Below are 20,279 nucleotides of genomic sequence, written 5' to 3'. Positions count from 1 at the left end.
AACCTCTTGTCTCCTTTTCTTGGGCTTTTCTGTCCCCCTAAAAAATCTTTTTCCGGCAGTCTTGTCAACGAAAACGACAGCACTCCACCATTTCACGCCTTCACGACGACGCACCCGATTTCGACGCCACGGCTTCCTGCAGCGCGTTCCAGAGATCCTGAAAATCTTTCGGGACCGGCGCTTCGAACTCCATGGAGGTTCCCTGTCGCGGGTGGGTGAGGGTCAAACGCCAGGCATGAAGCATGGTGCGATGCGCATGGGCATAAACAGCCGCTCGAATCTCAACGCTGGGGACCTGTTGCGCTCGTCTTCGTCCGCCCCCATAGGTTCCATCCCCCAGCACAGGATGGCCCATCGCTTGACAGTGCACTCGAATCTGATGGGTTCGTCCTGTGAGGATACGTACTTCCAGAAGAGAAACGGCATCTTGCCAACTTCGGCGCACCTGGTAGAGGGTGATGGCTTCCTTACCCAGGCGATCCACCACGGCCATCTTTTTCCTGTAGACCTCATGGCGGCCGATAAGGGTGTGCAATCGTCCCGAAGAGGGACTGGGTTTCCCGTACACATAGGCGAGATAAGCCTTTTGTACTTCATGCCTCTTGAACTGTTCAATGAGACGGAGATACGCCGTGTCACTTTTGGCCACCACCAGAACCCCGGACGTTTCCTGGTCTAATCGGTGCACAATTCCAGGACGCAACGGCGCCCCCTGGGTCGTCAGTCGAGGGCAATGCGCGAGAAGTCCATGCACGAGGGTCCCCGTCCGATGACCGGCTCCGGGATGCACCACCAGGCCCGCGGGCTTGTTCACGACGATCAAATCGTCGTCTTCAAAGAGCACGTCCAAGGGCATGGATTCCGCAATGATCTCTGAAGCATCGTCGAAATCGAAGCTGTCGACGGAAACCTTATCGTTTTCTTGCAACACATAAGCGGGCTTGACCTTTTGTCCGTTGACCAAAACAAGGCCTGCTTCAATCCATTTCTTGTACTGAGACCGAGAACGTTCAGGGTCCTGAGCGCTCAAAAAAACATCCAGGCGCCGTCCCTTGTCCGGCGCCTGAATGTGAAAGAATCTCTTTTCTGTTTTCGATCTGGTCATGAGGCAACTAGTGACGCCTTCCCGATTCGGACGGCTTTAACGTGGTAAAGATCATTCGACCTCCGGTGGTCTGCAGAATGCTTGTCACGGAAGCTTCCACTTCCTGCCCCAAAAGCTTGGCAGCATTTTCCACCACCACCATGGTGCCGTCTTCCAAGTAAGCAATCCCCTGGCCTTCTTCTTTACCCTCCTTAAGAATCTGAAGACGTAACACCTCGCCAGGAAGCACCACAGGTCGCAACGCACTGGCCAGGCGATTAATGTTAAGCACTCTGATTCCCTGCACTTCGGCGACTTTGGACAAGTTATAGTCATTGGTCACAATGCAGGCATTCAGGCGCACGGCCAGCGCCGTCAGTTTGGTGTCCACTTCGGTGAGGTGAGGAAAATCCTGCCTTTCAATGCGAATCTCCGCCAATTCCTCTTCCTGCAATTTTTTCAGCATGTCCAAGCCCCTTCGACCCCGAAGTTTTCGGGATGGGTCGGTGCTGTCGGCGATATGTTGAAGTTCTTGAAGCACGAATTCCGGAATGACTAAGGTTCCTTCTAAAAAGCCGGCTTGAAGAATGTCGACGATGCGCCCATCAATAATGGCGCTGGTGTCCAAAATCTTGAGCGAAGTGCCTCGCCCCGCCACGGACCTTTGAAAAAACTGCCAACTGGGCCAACCCAGTTCTTCAATCTTGATACTTCCTACCACGATGCCCACATAACCAAAGATGCATACCAAAACCACAGAACTGGCAACACGAATGGTGGTATTCTCGATGCCAATGAAAGCGAAGCTCAGCAGCTTGACAATGAGCAATCCCGTCACCAGCCCTAGGGTTCCCCCCACAAGCACCTTTATGGGCAAACGCCGAACGGTCTTAACCAACCAGATAGCAAAGAGGGCGAAACAAAATCCTACACCGACGCCGGCCCACGGGGCCCATCCATAGGCGGCGAGCCGTTCAATCTGACCGGCAATGAGATAACCTCCCACACTGCACACCACAATCAGGGCAATCTTGGTCATCAGACTGGCCCAAGCCACATGTCTCACCCCCTTTCCTGATAAAAGGCCTAAGACTTCAGGACCTCCCCATTGCTGCGCTTCACGTCTCGAGAATCAAAAGACGTCCTCATCTCCCCCTTCCCCGATGAGCGCACAAATCATTGGCCATGGCAGTTCATGATCTCAGGCTGCCCGAAAAAACCCAGGCAATCATCTATCGAAGAATCTCATCGATTTCACAGGCAATCTGGCTTTCCTGAGCCCCTCTCGCCATGGCCACTTCCGTCACCAGAAGCGCTCGAGCTGTTTCCAGCATCTTGCGTTCCCCAAAGCTCAATTCCTTGTCGCTTTGAAGCACGGTCAGATCCCGAAGCACCTCCGCCAGTTCGTAAATGGAGCCTGTTTTGATTTTTTCCATGTATTCTCGATAGCGCCTGTTCCAAGTGGTGGAATTGACCGAGATCTCTCGGCGGCGTAGAATTTCGTAGACTTGGTGGACCTCATCCACACTGATGAGCCGGCGCAGTCCGACCACCTGCGCGTTCTGGACCGGAATCATGATCTTCATGTCGTTTTCCAGGATGCGCATGATGTAGAAGTCTTGGGAATGACCGCCGATGGACTTGGTTTCAATGGCTTCAATTTTGCCGACGCCATGCGCCGGATACACGGCAAGATCCCCGACCTTAAACATCCTGACCTCCCTGTCTCTTTCCAACGTGGAGCGCTCTGTAAGAGACGGTCTGAGCAAAGGGGCCCTTTCGGCGGGCCTAAGCACCCATAAGTTTTAAAATAATAACACCTTGAGATGGCACTGCAAAGGGCAAACCGAGGTCGGAACGCAGGTTGGAGTCGATGGCGCCGAAGGTTTCAAAACCTTGAAAAGGGCCCCCAAAAATTCGGGGGCCCTTTCGTTCACAAGGCCTGATCGGCTCTTAGCGGATGAGCAAAGGAGCGATGACCAGCGAAATGACCGACACAAGCTTGATAAGAATGTTCATGGTCGGGCCGGAAGTATCCTTGAACGGGTCGCCGACGGTATCGCCCACGACAGCCGCTTTGTGATTGTCGGAACCTTTGCCGCCGAAATGGCCCTTTTCAATGTACTTCTTGGCATTGTCCCAAGCACCGCCGCCGTTGGCCATGAACAGAGCCAGCATCACACCGCTTATGGTGCAGCCGAGAAGGGTGCCACCCAGAGCCTCCGGGCCAATGAGGAAGCCCACGACCACGGGAACCGTAACACCCACAAGACCCGGTGCCATCATGCGGCGAATGGCGCCTTTGGTGGCAATGGCCACGCAGCGTGCCGGATCGGGCTTGCCCTTGCCTTCCATCAGGCCCGGAATTTCACGGAACTGACGACGAATTTCTTCCACCATGTCAAACGCGGCATCACCCACGGCCGTCATGGTCAAAGCAGCCACGATGAAGGGCACAATGCCGCCGATCAAAGCGCCGATGGTCACGTAGGGATTTGTGATGTCGATGCTGGTCAGCTTGGCCGCCTGAGCGAAAGCCTGGAACAGAGCCACGGCGGTCAGGGCCGCGGCGCCGATGGCAAAACCTTTACCGATGGCCGCTGTGGTGTTTCCAAGAGCATCCAGACTGTCGGTGATGGCGCGGGTTTCAGGACCCAGTTCCGCCATTTCCGAGATGCCGCCGGCGTTGTCGGCGATAGGTCCATAGGCGTCCACAGTCATGGTGGCACCAACCGTGGCCAGCATACCCACCGCCGAAATACCGATGCCGTAGATCCCGCCCGTCACATAGGCAATGTAGGTCGCCGCACAGATACCGATAACCGGCAAAGCCACACTTTCCATACCCACGGCCAGACCCGCAATGATCACCGTGGCCGGACCCGTTTCAGACTGCGCCGCAATCTTTCTGACCGGTGCCATGGAGGTATAGTATTCCGCCAAAAGCCCGATGATGATACCCACCACGAGACCGCTCACCACGGCATAGAAAACACCCATGGGCAATCCAAGCGCTTTGTCGATGTAATAGGTGATGCCTACAAAAGCAATGGCCGCCACAAAGGTCGTATAACGCAGGGCGCTCTGGGGGTTCATGCCGCTCATGGCCTTCAAGCTGAAAACACCCAGCGCCGAAGCAATCAATCCGCCCATGACCACCAAAAGGGGCATGGCCATATAAGCCGCCCGGTCCGCACCCTGGAGCATTTCCTGTGGCATGGTGGCGGCAATGGCGATGGTCGCGATGATGGAGCCCACATAGGACTCAAAAATATCAGCGCCCATGCCTGCGATGTCGCCCACGTTGTCGCCGACGTTATCCGCAATGACACCGGGGTTACGCGGGTCATCTTCCGGAATACCGGCTTCCACTTTGCCCACCAGGTCGGCGCCCACGTCGGCCGCTTTGGTGTAGATACCGCCTCCCATACGAGCAAACAGAGCGATGGAGCTGGCACCCATGGCAAAACCGTTGATGTAGTTGGCCGTCTCAGGATCTCCACCAAAGAAATAGTACGCCACGCCGACACCCAAAAGCCCAAGGCCGGCCACGGAAAGCCCCATAACCGAACCCGAGAAATAGGATACGGTCAAGGCCTTGGCCTGACCCCACTGATTGGCCGCCCAAGCGGTCCTGGAATTGCCGCGAGTCGCCGCGGTCATGCCCGTAAAACCGGCAATGATCGAGCAGGTCGCACCACCCAGGAAGCAGTAGGCCGTCTGCGGATTCACACCGAAATAGAGAAGACCGGCCACCACGGCGATAAAGATGAGCAGGACCGAGTATTCGGTCTTAAGAAAGGCCATGGCTCCCACGTGAATCATTTCCTCAAGTTCCTGCATCTTTTCCGTGCCGGGGGGCTGCTTCTTGACCCAGAGGAAGATCATAAAAGCCAACAAGAATCCAACCACGCCAAAGATCGGTGCATAGATCGTGTAGTTGAGCATGCTCCCATCCTCCTTTACCTTGTGCAAAATTTAACTTGACAGGCCAAAAAAATTTACTGCTGCGTTTCCGCCCGCGTGAGCGTCATATCCGCTGCCTTCCTCTGATTGTAGAGGTTCATGGCCGCATCCACGCCCTCTTCCAAGACGGCTCGAGCCGCCTCGGCGCCGTAGGCCACCATGCGATCGAATCGGTCCCGCTCATCTTCATATGGGGAGCTTAAAACAAAATCCTCGACCGTTTCTCCGTATCGAGGACGCCCGATGCCCAATTTGAGACGAGGAAAATCGCCGCCGCCCACCCATTCCATAATGGACGCCACCCCTCGATGACCTCCCGCACCCCCCTGGCGCACGATCTTCAGACGCCCCAAGGGCAGGTCCAGATCGTCGTGAACCACAAGCATCTGAGAATGCGGAATCTTAAAATACTGAAGCATGGTCTCGACGGCTTCTCCGCTTCGATTCATGTACGTTGTCGGCTTGATGAAAAGGACCCTCTGTCCCGCCACCAAGCCTTCCGCCCACTGCGCCGAAAACTTCCGCTCCTGAAGACTAACGCCGTAGCCTGAAGCCAAAGCGTCCACCACGGCGAACCCCGCATTGTGCCGCGTGCCCTCGTAGCGACGGCCGGGATTGCCCAGCCCGACCACGACGCGAATCTGTGCCACGGTGGAAGTCTTTCGGCCCTCGGTCTTCGGGCAGAAACCCCCTTCAACCACCTACGCCTTTGTCACCTCCTCTCCCCCTTCTGTTGATGATTCCAGTTCTTCAGGCGCTTCTTCCGATTCTGGAGCTGCCACGGTCAGCACAGTATAACTGTCCTCGTCCAAGATCTCAAAGGGATACTTTCCCCGAAGATCCGAAACATGCAACGATTCCCCTTTGCCAAGATGGCTCACATCCAGCGTGATTTTCTCTGGAATTTCCGTAGGAAGGCAACGTACCGAAAGGCTGTAGCGAATCTGGTTGAGCATACCCCCTTCCGTGACACCTACAGGGGTGCCCACGATTTCCAAAGGCACATCGGCGGTTATGGGCATATCGAGCGCCACTTCATGAAAGTCCACATGAATCACCCGCCGCTTGTACGGATGCCTCTGAACTTCGCGAATAATGACCTTTTTGGTGGTCTGCTTACCCCCCTCATCCACCACCAAAGGGATCAACCGGGTTTCTTCACCCATATCCTGCAAGCACTTGAGCAACTGGTTCAAGGGAACAGATAGGGGAAGGGGAGGGGTTTTCGGTCCGTAGCACACGGCCGGAACCCATTCTCTTTGACGCAGCCGCCTGGCAGGACCTTTTCCTGTTTGTGTTCGAACCTTCGCCGACAACTCCAACATCGCCATTTATCGCCTCCACATGAAAGATGCATCGAGGATCGCACCGCTAAGGAAAGAGGCGGCTTACCGATTCATCTCGATGAATATGATCCATCACCTGAGCCAAAAGGGGCGCCACACTGACCGTTTCGATTTTCGAGGATGCCGCCGTTTTTTTTTCCAAAGGGATGGTGTCGGTCACCACCAATCGCCGAAGCGGCGACGCCTCGATGCGCTCTACAGCTCCCGAGGACAGCACCCCATGAACACAGAAAGCCGACGCTTCCCGGGCCCCGAAGGCCTTAACGGCCTGTGCCGCCGCACAGACCTTTGTTCCCGTGTCCACCATGTCATCGTAGATGATGACGGATCGGTCCTTGACATCGCCCACCACCACGGGGTCTCTTTGTCCCGTTTCATTCTCCTGATGAATGATGGCCAAGGGCAGTCCCAGTTTTTCAGCCAAAACGCGTGCCCGCGCCACCCCTGCGGCGTCAGGGGCTACCACTACGCTGTTCTGGGTCACTTCCCTTTGAATCTTATCCATAACGAAACAATGCCCTGGAATATCGTCCACGGGCAGGCGAAAAAAACCTTGAATCTGCCCGGCATGCAACGAACAGGACACCACTCGATCCACACCGGCGGCACTCAAAAGATTGGCCACCATTTTGGCGGTAATAGGCACTCGAGGCTTGTCCTTTTGATCTCTTCGCCCATACCCGTAATAGGGAATGACCGCATTGATCCGCTGCGCCGACGCCCTTCTAAGGGCATCCACCATGAGCAGAAGCTCCATCAGGTGGTCATGGACCGGTCGGCACGTGGACTGGATGATGAATGCGTCTACCCCTCGAACATTTTCTCCGATTTCGACACGAATCTCCCCGTCGGAGAACCGCGTCACCAAGGCTTTGCCCAAGGACAGGCCCAAATGGCGGCAGACACTTTCTGCCAGTGTCGGGTTGGACGACCCGGCAAACACCTTCATCCGACTGCGCATGCTCCTCCGACCCGTCCCCCATAGCGCCGATCCTTCGTCCGCCGCCTGACCTCTCCCCGCACCAGGCCCTGGGCATCTTCGGCCTTCCTTTTCACCACATTGTTGGCTGGGGTGGGAGGATTCGAACCTCCGAATGCGGGTTCCAAAGACCCGTGCCTTACCCCTTGGCGACACCCCAACAGGCGGAGGCGTGACCCTCGCCTTAAGACGGCGGACCCTGAAGCGTGGTGGTGACCGCCCACCAGTATCGACGCCACGAATCCGGCATCCGCTTGGCGGCGACCATGGCTTGATCCATGGTTTCAAAGATGCCAAAAACCGTAGGACCGCTCCCCGTCATGAGCGCCCCTACGGCCCCGTTGCGCAGCAACCACCCTTTGATGGCGGCAACGTCCGGATAGGCTTGCGTGACCACGCTTTCCAAATCATTCTCCAGACATGACGCCGGGTTGAGAGGGCAGGCCAACAGCGTGTCGATCTTAATGCGACTGCACCCCCTTGTCAACTTCAAACTCCCGTAAGCCCAGGCGGTAGACACGGCATAGGAAGGCTTCACCAAAAGCAGAGGATACTGAGGCACGCCGAAGACAGGCTGCAATTGATCCCCGACGCCCATGGCCAAAGCCGGACGACCCAGCAGAAAAAACGGCACATCCGCCCCAAGCCCTCGGGCAAGCTCATGGAGGTCTTGGTCGCTTAGGGGACTCGGGGCGAGAGTGTTGAGAAAGGTAAGCAAAGCCGCCGCATCGGCACTGCCTCCCCCCAAGCCGGCTCCTACAGGAATTTCTTTCACCAGATGCACGTGCAATCCAATAGACCATCCAGATCGATCAAAAAAGGCATCGGCCGCACGCCATACCAGATTTCGATCATCTGTAGGAACGTCGGGATGCGTGCAGGACAAGTGAAACCCTTTCGAACCCGTCTCGATCATTAGGCGATCATGTATGCCTATCGGAAGCATGAGGCTGGAAAGGTCATGGTAGCCGTCAGGCCGTTTTCGAATCACTTCAAGCCATAAATTGATCTTTGCGCACGCCGTCACCGTCACCTTCATGAAACTGTTCCTTGTGGTAAACGCCCTCTGAGCACCGGGCCAAGGCCCGTGGCTTGAAAGGAAAGCATGAAAAGGTAGAGATTTTTTAGGGTAAGGATGTTCGCATGGCTTGCCGGTATGGCCTAGGGGGTGAAACCGGCGTCGAGGGGGCGCAGCCTGTACGCCCGATCCACGACGCCGCTTAAGGATCTTTCTTCAATCCGGTGGCTACGAGCCGCATTGCTTGACGAAGCGCAGCCGTAGATCATAGAGCACCGTCTGAAGCAATTGCTCCTCGTCCTTGTCCAGGTTGCCCTTGGTTTTTTCCTGGAGCATCGCCAGAGTGTCAATGATCTGCTTGGCTAAGGGAAGGTCCTTTTCCACTTTCTGGGTACTCGGATCGGGAACCTCCCCCAAATGCACCAATGCCGAGGAACTCAGCGAAAAAACAAAGGTGGAAAAGGTCACCTGAGGATAGGTGCCGATGCTTTCAGTCTTGCGCCCGGCTTGGTCCGCCTCCGTCTTCGCCTTTTCCTGGGAGGAAGGCTCCTGCGGTTTCTGCGGTTCCGTTTCTTCAGCCGTTTTCTTGGCGGAAGCCTCCGTTTCTTTGGACTCTATGTCATCCAGGACGATTTTTCGCCGGTCCCGAACGACAAAGCCTTTCTTTTGCTGCTCTTCCATAGGTCCTCCGTCACTCGGCTAAAGTTCCAAAATCTGCACGATGTTGACGTTCTCCAATGAGAGCAGTTCCTTGACCACTTCCGGTGGCACGGGGGTATCGGTTCGCAACAAAATAATGTTTTGACCTCGCTCCAACACCTGCCCCACATCCATCATAGAAATATTGATATTGTGCCGCCCCAGACATGTGCCGATGGCACCGATGGTACCTGGCGTATCGATGTTGTAGATGAGCACCAGGTGCCCTTCCATGGCGGCTTCTAGGCGAAAATCGTTGATGCGTACCAACCGCACATCTTTCTTGCCGAAAATGGTTCCCGCCACCAGGTTTTCGTCTTGGGACGTCTTCATGTAGATGCTGATAAGGTTTGTAAAATCTTCGGCCTCCGCGCGCAGACTCTCTGTGACACGAATGCCCCGCTCTTTGGCATGGATCGGAGCGTTGACGAAATTGACCTGTTCGCCCAACATGGGTGTCAGAATCCCTTTGAGCACCGAAATGGTGAGCGGTTTGGTGTCTTTCAACTGGCACACATCGCCCACGTATTCGATGGAAATCTCCTGCGGCGCTCCCCGTGTGATCTGCTGCACGAGGCACCCCAGTTTTTCGGAAAGCTCGAGGTACGGCCGCATGGTGGCCAAAACCTCTCCGTCAATGGCCGGGGCGTTGACCGCGTTTCGAATGGTTCCGTTGAGCAAGTAATCAATAACCTGGTCGGCCACGGCCAAGGCCACGTTTTCCTGAGCTTCATCCGTGGATGCTCCCAAATGCGGTGTGGCGATCACCTTGTCCAGTTCCAACAAAGGATTGTTCTTCGGGGGTTCTTCCACAAACACATCTAAGGCCGCACCGGCCACAATTCCTTCCTGAATCGCTTCATAAAGATCCTGCTCGTTGACGATACCTCCACGGGCACAGTTAATGATGAAGACACCTGGCTTCATTTTCTTGAAGGCTTCTTTGTTGATGAGGTTCCGGGTCTCCTGGGTCATGGGCGTGTGCACCGTAATGTAATCAGCTCGAGCGAGCAGATCATCGAAACTGACAGCCTCCACCCCCAACTTTCGAATGGTTTCTTCGTTGATGTAAGGGTCAAAGGCAATCACGTTCATCTTCAGTCCCTTGGCCCGATCCGCCACGACACGGCCGATACGCCCAATCCCCACCACGCCCAGAGTCTTATTGAAGACTTCCTTGCCTCGAAATTTTTTCTTTTCCCATTTGCCTTCCTTCATGGATTTGTTGGCCTGAGGAATATTACGGGACAAGGCCATAAGCATGGCGATGGTGTGTTCGGCGGTCGTGATCACGTTCCCCTCCGGCGTGTTCATGACCACGATGCCGCGCTTGGTCGCCGCAGGAATGTCCACGTTATCCAACCCGATACCGGCTCTTCCGATGACCTTCAAGTTGTCGGCGGCTTCAATCACGTCCCGCGTCACCTTGGTGGCACTGCGAATAATTAAGGCATCGTATTCTTTAATAATGCTGACCAGCTCTTCATGGGTCAGGCTCGTGTTCACTTCCACCTCAAAACCGGGAACAGCCTTGAGCTTTTCAATGCCCGACTCCGACAGGTTGTCACTGACCAAAATTTTCATGGGTCCCTCCTTCACGCCCAAGACCCTTTGGTTGGGTCGAGGCTCGATGCCATGTCACACTTCCCCCTAAGATGTAGGGTGCATGTGTAGCACTGCTTTTCCAAGATCGTCAAGAAGTTGCTCGTGAAGGGAAAGGTCGAAGTCGTCGCAGGAAACCCAAAGCCCACCGAACTTTTCCGGGATCGTGTCCGAGAACTCGCGACACCATGGTTTTTAATGCCATTTCAAGATAGGAGCGAGGTCGCGCCTGGCCCCTACAAGCCCGAAACTGTGTTTTTTCTTGGAATGCGACCTCTCGCCCGTCATTTGTGCGGGCGGGACGCCCGCGCTCCCTCGGAGTCATTCGTTCTCAAACATACCCCTAGGTCCACCCGCAGGGTTGGCTCAAAACCCTCCCTCTTGATTGACCCCTATAGGTCCGGACCCATGGGTCCGCCCCCGGGCCGTTCAGGCACGACAATCCTTTGGGGCGGACACTCGGGTCCGTCCCGACAACCCGCAGGGACGTCACACCCAACACTCAAAATCACCACACAAGGCCGAGTGTCTCGACCCTTCCACAGCTCCGCCGCCCACGAAGCCATCCTTCAAACCATCACCTCGTCCCAGCCCTCCACAATGCGGATCCAAGGCACTTAGGAACCACGGGGGGATTTCTTCGCCTCTTTAAGCCACCGTTCCAGTTCTCGAAGACGCTCATCAGAGGCCGGCAGGTAACTCTTGGCTTTTTCCAAGTGAAACGCCACCAGTTTCACCTCCCCACGCCTCATGGCATAACGGGCTAAATAATAATGTGCCGGCCCCAAGTCCTGCATGCGCCCGTAAACCACCCCCAGTTGATAATCCAGCTCGCTACTAAGCGGTGACAGCTCTTCCGCCCTTTTCAAGTGTTGCAAAGCTTCCTTCCATTTCCCCTGTTCCTGATACAGGAGACCTAAGCGCAAGTGCACCATGGGTGATTCATAGTCAAGAGCAAGAGCTGAACGCAGGAATCTCTCCGCTTCTTCCAGCTGACCCAGCCGATGATAAGCTTCCCCAAGGCTGGTGAGCACCAGAGCGCTTGAAGGTTTGAAAAGGGCCGCTTGGCGAAGAAAATTCAAAGCCTCGTTCAGGCGCCCCTTGTCCAGATTCAAGCGTCCAAGCCCATAGAGGGCTGCCGGTTTGCGGCTTGAATCTTCCAACCAACCCTGAAAGCGGCTTTGAGCCGCCTCAAACTCAGCATGGCGACTGAGCAAAATGGCTTGCACCAAGGGATAGTCCCCCACAGGGTCTCGAACCCTTTGGGTCGACGGTCGAGATCCCTTGCGCTCCACGAGCTGCTCCAAATAACCCACCCGTTCCCCCAAGGCCGGATGGGTCATCAGATAAGAAGGCACGCGGGAATCGCTCTGCCAATTCATGCGCCGCATCTTTTGCATAACGGTCACCATGGCTCGAGCATCGTAGCCTGCCGACACCAAGTACTCAAAGCCCAACCGGTCGGCTTCTTCTTCGTTCTCGCGGCTGTACTTCAATTGCAACGTTTGCACACCCGCCATGGTTCCCACGGCAAGGGCTTGGGCCGCATTGCTTTCCAGACCCAGAAAAGCTCCCGCCAGAACGCCCGCAATGGCGGCGATACTAAGCATACGACCTTTTTCCAGTTTCTTGTGAATGTGGCGGGACTGCACGTGAGCGAGCTCATGTGCCAGAATACTCGCCAGTTCGGCTTCGGATTCCATGAGTTCCATGAGGCCTCGAAAGATGAAGACATAGCCTCCAGGAATGGCGAATGCGTTAGGGGTGTTGTCGTCAATGACGAAAAAGGCGTAATCGTAATGGGTAGGCCCTATCGCACGCTCCACTCGCTTACCCACCGCTTGCACATATCCGGCCACTTCAGGATCTTCAACAAGGCGAAAATGTTCTCGAACCGTCTGCAAAAGCTTACGGCCCAATTCCTTTTCTTCGCCCAAATCCAAAGCCCAGCAGCGCCATGGTCCCACTCCGTGAAGCAGGCACACCATAAGGCTCACACATAAGGCTCTTCGCCATCGACGTGTCATCCTCGTTCCCCGTTTGGAACCACCAGGTGCTCATCCAAAGGCACCACGGCCCCTTCTGACCACAAGCTCTCCAAATCGTAAACCTCTCGAATGGGTTGATAGAAAATGTGCATAATCACATCTCCATAGTCCAAAAGGACCCAGTGTCCTTCCCTTTCCCCTTCCACCCCCAACGGGCGTACCCCCAATTCCCGAAGTCGGGTCTGCACCGCTTCCGCAATCCCTTGCACCTGACGGCTGGAGCGACCGCTGCAGATGAGAAAATAATCCGCCAGGGTGGTGATCTTGGAAACATCCAAAAGAACAATATCCAAAGCCTTACGATTGTCGGCTTCCTTGGCGCAGGAAAGCGCCTTGAACAAAGGGTCCATGCGGGTGCGTGTGTTCTTGGAATGTTTTATTTGTTCGGCCATTCTTCCTCCCTTTAGGGCTCTTTGGGATCTTTCAACGATACAATCCTTTTTCCATAATATAATCCATCACCGCGTCAGGGACCAGAAATCGAATGGATTTTCCTCGAGCCCTCAAGGCTCGAATGCGGGATGAGGCGATATCCAGCCGTGTGGTGTTTAGGCTCACCACCGAAAGCAAAGTCGGCGATCGGTAGGTCGTCCCCTCCACCATGGGCTCTCCTTTGATCACCGCTGGATCCTGTTCATAGTCCGTAGACACGTGCGTGCGAAGGAATTGCAGAGGATCTTTTTGCACGGTCCCTGGTCTTTGCAGGACCGCCACGAAAGCTAACCGGAAGATTTCACGGTAACGCCACCAGGTGGCCATTTCAAAAAAAGCGTCGGTACCCACCAGAAGAAACAGTTGGGTTTGAGGTGGCAGTTCGGCACACAAGGCACGTAAAGTGCGCACCGTGTAGGATGTTCCCTCCAAGCGTTTTTCCACGTCCGAGATGCGAAAGCGTGGATGCCCGGCCAGAGCCAGTTCCAGCATATGCCATCGGTGTTCGTAAGAAACCAGGTCTGGATCGGGTTTGTGAGGGGGCACCCACGCCGGAATGAACAGGCACAGGTCCAGGGCCAAAGCTTCCAAGGCCTCTTCGGCCATGCGTAAATGACCCACATGCACCGGATTGAAGGTGCCTCCCAGAATACCGACGCGTTCCGGACCATGCCGGCTCATGACCCCTGCAAGATCCTTCCCTTGCTAGCTTTCACAAAAAGGCTGGTGACGATTTCTTGGAAAGGAGCGCGTTTCCTCCGTTCCCAACCCCTCTTCATGTTGTTACTCCCGAAGCTGTCCAGTTCCAAAAGCAATGAACTTCGTGGTCGTCAGTTCTTCGACGCCCATAGGCCCAAAGGCGTGTAATCGTGAGGTAGAAATGCCGATCTCCGCTCCCAGCCCCAACTGGTACCCGTCGTTGAATCTTGTGGAAGCGTTCACCAAAACCAGACTGGATTGAACTTCCTGCACGAAACGCATGGCTCGGTCAAAATCTTCCGTGAGGATCGCTTCCGTGTGGTTAGACCCGTAGTGGGTAATATGTTCGATGGCTTCATCCATGGATTCCACCACTTTGACGGCCAGCACCAAGTCCAGATATTCCATGCCCCAATCCTCTTCGGTAGCTGGCCTACATTCAGGCACAAGCCGACAGGTTTCCGGGCATCCTCGCAGTTCAACGCCATGGCGACGAAAGGTTTCGGCCATGCGTGGCAAGAACGTGGGAGCCACCTTGCGATGCACCAAAAGGGTTTCCATGGCATTGCACACTCCAGGCCGTTGCACCTTGGCGTTCAGGCACACCCGCTCGGCCATCTCTAAATCCACCCTTTCATCCACGTAAATATGGCAAACTCCTTTATAATGCTTCAAAACAGGCATGCGCGCGTTTTCCGCTACGAAACGAATCAGATCTTCACCTCCTCGAGGAATCATCACATCGATGTACTCTTCCAAGCGTAAAAGCTCGAGCACCGCCTCACGGTCGGTAGTCCCCACCACTTGAACGGCCGTCTCAGGCAAGCCCACGTGCGCAAGGGTTTCCTGAAGAATTTGAGCCAGACATCGGTTGGAATGAAAAGCTTCGGATCCTCCACGCAAAATGACGGCATTTCCGGCCTTGATGCACAATCCAGCCGCATCCACCGTGACGTTGGGTCGTGATTCATAGATGATGCCCACCACTCCCAAGGGTATGCGCATTCGGCCCACGCGTAACCCATTGGGTCGAGTCCATAGGCTTGTGACCTGGCCAACCGGGTCGGGAAGTTGCGCCACCTGGCGCAAACCGTCCGTCATTTCCTTGATGACCTTCTCGGTCAGGCGCAGTCGATCCACCTTGGCTTTAGGCAGCCCTTTTTCTTCCGCCTCCGCAATATCCAAAGCGTTGGCTTCGGCGATACGCTCCCGCTCGGCAAGGATACGATCCGCTGTCTTTTCCAGAAAAAGCTGCTTGACGGTCATGCCCGCCTTGGCCATGAGGTGCGCCGCCTCCCGTGCCCGCCTTCCCATTTCCGTCATTTCTTCCCTGTAACCCATACCGTGCTCCCTCTTTGTCGGTGCGAGTTTGAAGGCTATGGTTCATTGAGAACGAAATTGTTTCGATGGATGACTTCATCCGAGTGCTTATAGCCCAGCAGACGCTCAATGTCTTCCGTGTGATGCCCCTTGATGCGTTCGATTTCTCCGGACCGATAGTTGGTCAAGCCCACGCCCACCAGGGCTCCCTTTTCGTCTACGCAGCGTACGGCGGCTCCCACACCAAAAGTGCCGCGCACTTCACGAATCCCAATAGGCAAAAGGGATTTACCCGCCTTCTGTAAAGCCCGCACAGCACCTTGATCCAGCACTAATTCCCCGGCAGGCTTGGGCAAATTGGCCAACCAAATCTTCTTGCCGTGATACAGACGCCGCTTGGGCAAAAAGAGCGTGCCTAGGGGTTCTCCATCAAAGAGGCGAACCAGAACATCTTTTTCTCGACCCGGCCCGATGACCATGGGAATACCCGATGCCAGACATTTCTTGGCAGCTTGCAACTTGCTTAACATGCCTCCCGTTCCCACGGCTCCAGGCTCCGGGGTGGCACAAGCCGTCAGTTTCGGGCTGAATCCGTGGACCACGCGTATCAATCGAGCGTCGGTATGGGTTCGAGGATCGCAGTCGTACAAGCCTTCCGTATCGGTCAGAATGACCACTAGGTCAGCGGCCACCAAGCCAGCAATCAGTGCCGAAAGCTGGTCGTTGTCTCCGAACTTGATTTCTTCCACTACGACCGTGTCGTTTTCGTTCACCACCGGAACAATGTTCCAGTCCAAGAGGGTTTCCAGTGTGTTGCGCGCGTTGAGGTACCGGTGCCGATGGGCAAGGTCTTCGTTGGTCAAAAGGATTTGGGCCGTAAGAAGTTCAAATTTGTCAAAGGCCTCTTCCCAGGCGTTCATGAGAAAGGTCTGGCCGATGGCGGCGGTCGCCTGTTTTTGTGGAATGGTTCGAGGTTTTTCCTTGAGGCCCACTTTGCGCATGCCGGAAGCCACCGCTCCCGAGGAAACGATGAGCACCTCATGGCCACGGTTTTTGAGCTCCACAATTTGATCGGTCAGCCGATGAATGATCACGCGATCGAGGCCTCGAGGCGTCGTCAGAACGGCACTCCCCACCTTCACCACCACCCGACGGCAGCGTCGAAACCAGGACGATCGATCCGGAATGTCTTGCTGTATCTGATCGAAAACGTCCCCGTCCAACGCCACCCCTTCCAGCGTCTCACCGAAAGTCGACATCAAGGACCCTACCTCCATGTGTGTCGTGAAATCGTAAATCGTGAAGTCGTGATTCATGAAATCGTAGATCGTGAAGCGTGAAGTCGTAAAGGGGGAAACTTGAAGTCCTGAAATGGCCAGTCGCAAAATCATAAAGTGTGTGAATGGTCAGGCTCCAAGTGCTGAAGGCTCCGTGCCAGATCGGAAGGCCGAGGTGACAACTCCTCTCTACTAAAGCCATCAGGCCTTGTCGTCTCACCAGCCTTTCCACTTCCCGCCTTCCCGCCTTCACGATTTCACGGCCTCAAGGCTCGGCCGCCCGATATCTTGCCGAAGATCCTCAAGGGTCTTCCCCGAAAAAGGCAAAAAGTAGCCGCTCAGGGCTGTCCTGAGTAGTTCTTGTGTTCCATGGAGAACTGCATCCGTGTCACCGAGGGTCTTTGAACGATCCCTTGCGTCAAGGTTCAGCAAGAAGACCTCACCGGGAAACTCTTTTTCATGAAGGCGTCGAGCCAGATCATCCAACAGGATGTGGGACGGATGCTTCGCCAGGGCATACCGCCCCTCCAGCCGAGCGTCCTCCAGCAGGATGCGGTGTTCCACAAAAAACTCAGCGATTTCCAGAAGCGTCTCTTGAGGAACCCCGACCTCGTCGGCCAGCGTTTCCAGTTTGAAAGGTTCACGGCCTTTCAAAAAGCTCTCATAGGTGCGAAATAGAACAAAAAATCCTAAGAATACCTTGGAATACCGATGAGGTGCATCCCCTTGTTCTTGTTCCATGCTGAGGGCTTTTGTGTTTTGCATGGCGTAGTTCAACTGCCCTCCCCACAAAATGATGATCCATGTGAGAAAAAGCCAAACGAAAAACAAGGGAACCGCTGCCAAGTTGCGATAAAAGTTGGTCATGCCTCCGGCTTGGCCCACGTAGAGATAAAAACCCTTTTTGGATAATTCCCACAAAACGGCGGCACAGAACCCGGCAATCACCGCGTTTCGAAACCGCACGCGCGCCGAGGGCAGGTACAAATAGATCAGGGCAAAACAAATGGTTTCCACCAGAACAGGAGCGCACACACTGTAGAGGCTACGGGCTAGGATATGCCTTTGCAAAAAAGAGTCGACGGCCCCGCCGTGGGGGACCAGAACATTGCCGATCCACATGGAGGCCAAGATAACAAAGGGACTGGAGGTCAACAGGACCCAAAAGGCCGTCACCTTTTGAAAGTAATGGCGGGATCCTTTAACCCTCCAGATGTTGTTGAAAACCCTTTCTGCGGTGATCAAAATGTTGAGGGCTCCCATGATCAAGCCCAGCAGTGCCGCCAAGTTGATGAGGCCGGCCGGACCCGCCTTAAACACGGTAGGCGAGATGTAACTTTCCAACCACTCTACGACCTGCTCTTGGAATTCGGGAACAACGGCGGGAAGGATCTTTTCTTGCACAAAGTGCATGATCCGCTCCCCACCCCCCAGAAGTCCCACAAAGCTCAAGAAAAGAACGGCAAAAGGGATCAAAGACAGAATGGTGGCAAAGGCCAAGCTTGCCGCTCGATCAAAGCAAAAATCCCGATTGAACTTCCAGAGGCTCAGGTACAACACACGGCTTGCAGAGCGAACCTTTTCTCTTAATGAGGTTTCGGAAGGACGCTCGGTGGCAAAAAGATAAGCTCTGAGCCTATCTCTCCAGCCGAAGGACATGGCCTTCTCCTCTTTTCAAACATTACACGGGCCCCGTCGCCGGCCCGGCCACGGCACGCACATGCATGCGGCAGGAAAAATCCTGCACTCCAACATAGCCCAATTCAGAACTTGCATGCCAGGCCGATCGATAGGAACACCGGTCCGCGGTCCAGAAACGCTGCACGCGCCGAGAAAAAACCGGTTCCAGGCAAAATGTTTCCGGGTAGCGAGGTCTTTTGAGAATGCTGGCGGCTTCGGAAACCGTGGGAAGACGCCAATCCGAGCGACCGCAAAAGCTCGCACGGCACAGGTCCTGCGTGTAAAGCTTGGCTTCAGGCCACGACATCCTTTGTCCGGAACCATCGCGTTGCCACCATAATCCTGTTGTGGCGTCATAAAGACAATCTTCAAAGATGGTCCAGGTATTGACCGTTTCGCGACGCGGGCGCCACAAGACATCCAGATCGAAAACATCCCGGGCGTTTTTTCTGCGCACCTTGACGGGCTCACGACGACACCGAACTTTGTCCGACCTTTGCGGCGCTTCTTCGTGCCAGAGCCGACAAGCTCGATCCAGGGAAGTGTCAAAGTTTTTCTGAAGGGCTTTGAGGGCTTGCCTCATGCCACGAACACTTTGGTAGCGTCGTGCGGGCGCGGCCGCCAAGGCTTTGCGAAAAAACTCTTTCCAAGCCGTTTCATTAAAGGGATGGGTCAAGACCAAAAACGACGGCTCGGAAGGAAGCCATCCCGTAAGAAGCCGAAAAAAGAGAACCGCGGCACTGTATAGGTCCGAAGCCGGTGTCGCTTCATCAGGGTTTCGTTCTTGCTCGGGTGCGGCATAGTAAGGTGTTCCCACAACGAGTTGCTTTGGTCTTGGAAAGGATGCGCCAGGTATTTTGGACAAGCCGAAATCGATGATCTTGACCGAACCTTCCTCCGTGAGCAGCACGTTGGCCGGTTTCAAATCCCGATGCACCACTCCCATGCGATGCATGGCTTCAAGGCCCGCAAGGATCTCTTCCATGAACCTAAAAGCATCTCGAGCGGGCAGGGGACGAGTGGGCTGTTCCAGCACGGCGTCTTCCCCAATAAGGTCCGCCAAGAGACGGCAATGGTATTCCATGACAAAAAAAGGCCGACCGTTGTGCACGCCCTGGTCCAGGATACGCGCCACATGAGGATCGTGTATCCTTTCCATGACCGATGCTTCCAAGACAAAGAGATGTCGTACTTGGTTTTCCCCCAGAAGCGTTAGCAGATGGGGATGAGGATCCATGATTTTCAGCGCGAAGATTTGTGACGTTTCAAAATCGCACACACGATACACTCGTCCCATGCCCCCTCGGCCCAACAGCCCCAAAATCTGATACCGACCGATGGTCCGCACGAAAACCCCTTGTCTGTTCAACACGTCGAAAAAAATCACCAAAGCCGATCAGCGTTGAAACGTGGAAACCCCAAGGAGAGAATCTTTTGCACTGTCTTGGAAATTTCGTAGGAGACCCGACGTACGAAAACCGTCTCAGTCGCGGTGTCCCATAGGACGTACTTGGCCCGGTTGTCTCCGTCACGAGGTTGCCCCACACTGCCCACATTGATGATGTAGCGCGCCGACGGGTCCAACTTCAGCTCATCGTTTTGAAACCGGCCGAAAACCGCCCGGGTTCCATCCCATCGCACCCAATGCAATAGGTGCGTATGCCCAACGAAACATACGGGATCTTCATAGAGGGAAAAAAGCACAGGAATTTCTTCAGTCGACACCTCAAAGAGGTATCGAGTGACCGAATCCGGAGGACACCCATGAACACACAAGGCATCATGCACACGTCGCGTCGTCGGCCACGATGTCACAGTTCGAAGCGCTTCTAAGCTGAGCAGTTCCCGGGTCAATTCCAAGGACCTTCGAGCCGATGAATTAAACCAGTCCAGGTGCGCCGGATGCAAAAGGGCCCATTCGTGATTTCCTAAAACACTGGGAATATGGTGAGACTGAAGAAGGCGTACAACGGCTTCCGGATCGGGACCATAGCCTACGGCGTCTCCGAGACATACGACCCGATCGGGCTGAGTGTCTTCAAAGTCCCGCAGCACTTCCTCAAAAGCTTCCAAATTTCCGTGAATGTCCGAAAGAACGGCGACTTTCATAGCCCTTCCTAGATAGACCC

Annotated in this window: 18 protein-coding genes and 1 tRNA gene; all 19 read right to left on the bottom strand. The window is 55.0% G+C overall.

The window, feature by feature from the left end:
* Positions 1 to 100: 100 nt before the first annotated feature.
* Positions 101 to 1,105, bottom strand: coding sequence for an RluA family pseudouridine synthase (locus WHS46_12970; protein ID MEJ5349587.1), 1,005 nt, complete (start codon positions 1,103 to 1,105; stop codon positions 101 to 103).
* A 7-nt stretch (positions 1,106 to 1,112) separates the two neighbouring features.
* The gene (locus WHS46_12965) at positions 1,113 to 2,141 is read right to left on the bottom strand and encodes a PIN domain-containing protein (GenBank protein MEJ5349586.1); all 1,029 of its coding nucleotides are present in this window, start codon (positions 2,139 to 2,141) and stop codon (positions 1,113 to 1,115) included.
* A gap of 175 nt (positions 2,142 to 2,316) precedes the next feature.
* Positions 2,317 to 2,796, bottom strand: coding sequence for a CarD family transcriptional regulator (locus WHS46_12960; protein ID MEJ5349585.1), 480 nt, complete (start codon positions 2,794 to 2,796; stop codon positions 2,317 to 2,319).
* A 241-nt stretch (positions 2,797 to 3,037) separates the two neighbouring features.
* On the bottom strand, positions 3,038 to 5,032 hold the full coding sequence (locus tag WHS46_12955) for a sodium-translocating pyrophosphatase (protein ID MEJ5349584.1): 1,995 nt from the start codon (positions 5,030 to 5,032) through the stop codon (positions 3,038 to 3,040).
* A gap of 53 nt (positions 5,033 to 5,085) precedes the next feature.
* Positions 5,086 to 5,700 carry an aminoacyl-tRNA hydrolase gene (pth, locus tag WHS46_12950; GenBank protein MEJ5349583.1) on the bottom strand — a complete coding sequence of 205 codons (615 nt, stop codon included), beginning with the start codon at positions 5,698 to 5,700 and terminating at the stop codon, positions 5,086 to 5,088.
* Between the two features lie 51 nt (positions 5,701 to 5,751).
* Positions 5,752 to 6,381, bottom strand: a complete 630-nt coding sequence (locus WHS46_12945; GenBank protein MEJ5349582.1) for a 50S ribosomal protein L25/general stress protein Ctc — start codon at positions 6,379 to 6,381, stop codon at positions 5,752 to 5,754.
* Between the two features lie 40 nt (positions 6,382 to 6,421).
* The gene (locus tag WHS46_12940; protein MEJ5349581.1) at positions 6,422 to 7,357 is read right to left on the bottom strand and encodes a ribose-phosphate pyrophosphokinase; all 936 of its coding nucleotides are present in this window, start codon (positions 7,355 to 7,357) and stop codon (positions 6,422 to 6,424) included.
* Positions 7,358 to 7,460: 103 nt separating this feature from the next.
* A tRNA-Gln gene (locus WHS46_12935) sits at positions 7,461 to 7,535 on the bottom strand.
* Positions 7,536 to 7,559: 24 nt separating this feature from the next.
* A complete protein-coding gene (gene ispE, locus WHS46_12930) occupies positions 7,560 to 8,414 on the bottom strand; it encodes a 4-(cytidine 5'-diphospho)-2-C-methyl-D-erythritol kinase (GenBank protein MEJ5349580.1) in 855 nt (284 codons plus the stop codon).
* A gap of 207 nt (positions 8,415 to 8,621) precedes the next feature.
* Positions 8,622 to 9,074 carry a DUF1844 domain-containing protein gene (locus WHS46_12925; GenBank protein MEJ5349579.1) on the bottom strand — a complete coding sequence of 151 codons (453 nt, stop codon included), beginning with the start codon at positions 9,072 to 9,074 and terminating at the stop codon, positions 8,622 to 8,624.
* A gap of 18 nt (positions 9,075 to 9,092) precedes the next feature.
* On the bottom strand, positions 9,093 to 10,676 hold the full coding sequence (gene serA / locus WHS46_12920) for a phosphoglycerate dehydrogenase (GenBank protein ID MEJ5349578.1): 1,584 nt from the start codon (positions 10,674 to 10,676) through the stop codon (positions 9,093 to 9,095).
* A gap of 635 nt (positions 10,677 to 11,311) precedes the next feature.
* Positions 11,312 to 12,721 carry a M48 family metalloprotease gene (locus WHS46_12915; protein ID MEJ5349577.1) on the bottom strand — a complete coding sequence of 470 codons (1,410 nt, stop codon included), beginning with the start codon at positions 12,719 to 12,721 and terminating at the stop codon, positions 11,312 to 11,314.
* Complete coding sequence (gene rsfS / locus WHS46_12910) at positions 12,718 to 13,134, bottom strand: ribosome silencing factor (GenBank protein MEJ5349576.1); 417 nt, start codon at positions 13,132 to 13,134, stop codon at positions 12,718 to 12,720. Before rsfS ends, WHS46_12915 begins: the two co-directional genes overlap by 4 nt.
* Positions 13,135 to 13,165: 31 nt before the next feature.
* Entirely contained in the window at positions 13,166 to 13,855 is a 690-nt protein-coding gene (nadD, locus tag WHS46_12905) for a nicotinate-nucleotide adenylyltransferase (protein MEJ5349575.1), read from the bottom strand.
* Positions 13,856 to 13,957: 102 nt separating this feature from the next.
* The gene (locus WHS46_12900; GenBank protein MEJ5349574.1) at positions 13,958 to 15,214 is read right to left on the bottom strand and encodes a glutamate-5-semialdehyde dehydrogenase; all 1,257 of its coding nucleotides are present in this window, start codon (positions 15,212 to 15,214) and stop codon (positions 13,958 to 13,960) included.
* 35 nt (positions 15,215 to 15,249) lie between these two features.
* The gene (proB, locus tag WHS46_12895; GenBank protein MEJ5349573.1) at positions 15,250 to 16,452 is read right to left on the bottom strand and encodes a glutamate 5-kinase; all 1,203 of its coding nucleotides are present in this window, start codon (positions 16,450 to 16,452) and stop codon (positions 15,250 to 15,252) included.
* A 267-nt stretch (positions 16,453 to 16,719) separates the two neighbouring features.
* Complete coding sequence (locus WHS46_12890) at positions 16,720 to 18,129, bottom strand: YihY/virulence factor BrkB family protein (protein ID MEJ5349572.1); 1,410 nt, start codon at positions 18,127 to 18,129, stop codon at positions 16,720 to 16,722.
* Positions 18,130 to 18,151: 22 nt separating this feature from the next.
* The gene (locus WHS46_12885; GenBank protein MEJ5349571.1) at positions 18,152 to 19,498 is read right to left on the bottom strand and encodes a protein kinase; all 1,347 of its coding nucleotides are present in this window, start codon (positions 19,496 to 19,498) and stop codon (positions 18,152 to 18,154) included.
* Positions 19,499 to 19,533: 35 nt separating this feature from the next.
* Complete coding sequence (locus WHS46_12880) at positions 19,534 to 20,259, bottom strand: metallophosphoesterase family protein (protein MEJ5349570.1); 726 nt, start codon at positions 20,257 to 20,259, stop codon at positions 19,534 to 19,536.
* Between the last annotated feature and the right edge of the window lie 20 nt (positions 20,260 to 20,279).

It is taken from the genome of Desulfosoma sp., from assembly GCA_037481875.1.
In the GTDB taxonomy this organism is placed as follows: Bacteria; Desulfobacterota; Syntrophobacteria; order Syntrophobacterales; family DSM-9756; genus Desulfosoma.
Note: the sequence above shows the minus strand (reverse complement) of the source record. Positions and strands in the feature narration are given on the sequence as shown.